Genomic DNA, 2,057 nt, shown 5'->3' with positions numbered 1-2,057 from the left:
TTGTTCTTGACCACTTTGACGCGGGTCTGGTTGCCGACAACCTCATCGCGATCCTTGATCGCACCGATGCGGCGAATGTCCAAACGGACCGAGGAATAGAACTTGAGCGCGTTGCCGCCTGTCGTGGTTTCGGGGCTGCCGAACATGACGCCGATCTTCATGCGGATCTGGTTGATGAAGATCACCATGCAGTTTGACCGGCTGATGGACCCGGTCAATTTGCGCATGGCCTGGCTCATCAATCGCGCCTGAACACCGACCGAGCTGTCGCCCATATCGCCTTCAAGTTCGGATTTCGGCGTCAAAGCGGCGACCGAATCGACAACAACCATGTTGACGGCACCCGAGCGCACCAGCGTATCGGTAATCTCGAGCGCCTGTTCGCCCGTGTCGGGCTGAGAGATCAGCAACTCATCAATATCGACGCCCAGCTTGCGCGCATATTGTGGATCCAGTGCGTGTTCGGCGTCGACAAATGCACAGACGCCCCCTCGCTTTTGCTGCTCGGCCACGCAATGCAGCGTCAGGGTGGTCTTGCCTGAACTCTCAGGGCCGTAGATTTCCACGATCCGTCCCATCGGCAAGCCGCCAATACCCAGAGCAATGTCGAGCCCCAGCGAGCCTGTCGAACTGGCCGCGATTTCCTGGACGGCCCCTTCGTCGCCCAGTTTCATGATGGATCCCTTGCCGAACTGACGTTCGATCTGGGCCAGCGCGCTTTCGAGCGCTTTCTGTTTGTCCGCTTTTTTCTTGTCAGTCATTGTCAAAAGATCTGCCATTGGGCTGTTTCCTGTCCTTTACTGTCACACGGGCGTCGCCCGGGCAATCGCTGCTTTGTTCACCTCTTGTTCCTTATGGGACCAAAATGAGAACATTTCAACAAAATTTTCCACACTCCCACTGTTTCGCATCTGGGTTAAAGAGTAGTTTACAGGAGTATGTTGACTTTGGGCTCTCTTGGTGGATTTGGGTAAATGCTTGTTTTCATGACCGAAAGACTGGTTTTTCTGTCTGTTCCAAAGACGGGGACCACGGCCTTTGAAACCGCTTTGGCCTCGCGTGCAGATATGGTGGTGTCAAATCCGCCCGAACTGAAACATGCGCCCTTTTATCGCTATAACAGATTTTTCCGGCCGATGTTCGAGAAAGCCTGCAAGGTCAACGACATGGAGACACTTGCCGTCATGCGCGAACCGGTCGACTGGCTGGGCAGTTGGTATCGATATCGCCAACGCCCATTCATGAAAGGCCAGCCAAACGCGACTCATGACATGAGCTTTGATGACTTTGTGCTGGCCTATTGCGAAGACAAGAAGCCCGGATTTGCCAATGTTGGCAGTCAGGCGCGGTTTCTGGAAAAGCAACAAGACGGCGAGGCGGTCAGCCATCTGTTTCGCTATGAAGATCAGCCAGGTCTGATCGGCTTTCTGGAAGATCGCCTGAAGCTCAAACTGCAGCTTGCACGCGAGAATGTATCACCCGCTTTGGAGCTGCATCTGTCCCCAAAGGTCGAAGCAAGATTGAAGGAAGTGCGCGCCGAGGAGTTTGCCTTGTACAACAGCATCGCGTGATGCGGTTTAGTGCATTACCTTGTTGATCTGATCATGAACGGCATCCGTCAACTGATTGAGAGAAAAAGGTTTTTGCAGAAAGACTGAGTTTGGAATGCCGGGCTTTGTGTCGCCAAAGGCCCCCTCGGCATAGCCAGATACGAAGACCACACGCACATCGGGCCGGCTTTGCAGGGCTTGGCGCACCCAGGTCGGCCCATCAAGGCCGGGCATGACGACATCAGTGACAAAGACATCCACGCTCAACCCCGCATCCTGCAGGGTTTGAAGGGCGGTTTCGGCGCAATCGGCCTCAATGACCGTATAGCCGCGCAGACGCAGAGCGCGCGAGGCGATCCGGCACACCCAGTAGCGCATCAGCTGCACCGTTCGCGCCCAGAATGCGCCCCATGACATCCAGATGAAGAAGGGCGACCGGAAGAGCGTCGATACCAAGCGCCCTGCCCCCCGAAGTCGGATCCGGGAACAGGAACAACTCTCGTCGTC

At 55.5% G+C, this 2,057-nt stretch carries 3 protein-coding genes and 1 pseudogene; 1 reads left to right on the top strand and 3 read right to left on the bottom strand.

Features of this window, described 5'->3' with window-relative positions; all coding sequences use genetic code 11:
- Positions 1-779 (bottom strand): recombinase RecA (gene recA, locus WAO69_RS10970; protein WP_422178979.1); only part of this gene is annotated, 779 nt, incomplete at its 3' end.
- Between the two features lie 195 nt (positions 780-974).
- On the opposite strand from recA, the gene WAO69_RS10965 reads away from it, so the two are divergent.
- The gene (locus WAO69_RS10965) at positions 975-1,571 is read left to right on the top strand and encodes a gamma-glutamyl kinase (RefSeq protein WP_422178977.1); all 597 of its coding nucleotides are present in this window, start codon (positions 975-977) and stop codon (positions 1,569-1,571) included.
- 6 nt (positions 1,572-1,577) lie between these two features.
- Here WAO69_RS10965 and WAO69_RS10960 read toward each other — a convergent pair.
- Positions 1,578-1,904 (bottom strand): annotated as a pseudogene (locus tag WAO69_RS10960) (response regulator); the annotation flags it as partial.
- Positions 1,864-2,057 (bottom strand): hypothetical protein (locus WAO69_RS10955; protein WP_422178975.1); only part of this gene is annotated, 194 nt, incomplete at its 5' end. The gene WAO69_RS10955 and the pseudogene WAO69_RS10960, both read right to left, overlap by 41 nt.

The organism is Aestuariivita sp. (genome assembly GCF_049276915.1).
In the GTDB taxonomy this organism is placed as follows: domain Bacteria; phylum Pseudomonadota; class Alphaproteobacteria; order Rhodobacterales; family Rhodobacteraceae; genus Aestuariivita.
This window is presented reverse-complemented; position numbering and strand designations above follow the sequence as displayed.

Excerpts from the sequence above, each read along its gene's own strand:
- WAO69_RS10965 (WP_422178977.1), top strand. The coding sequence starts at position 975 with ATGCTTGTTTTCATGACCGAAAGACTGGTTTTTCTGTCTGTTCCAAAG.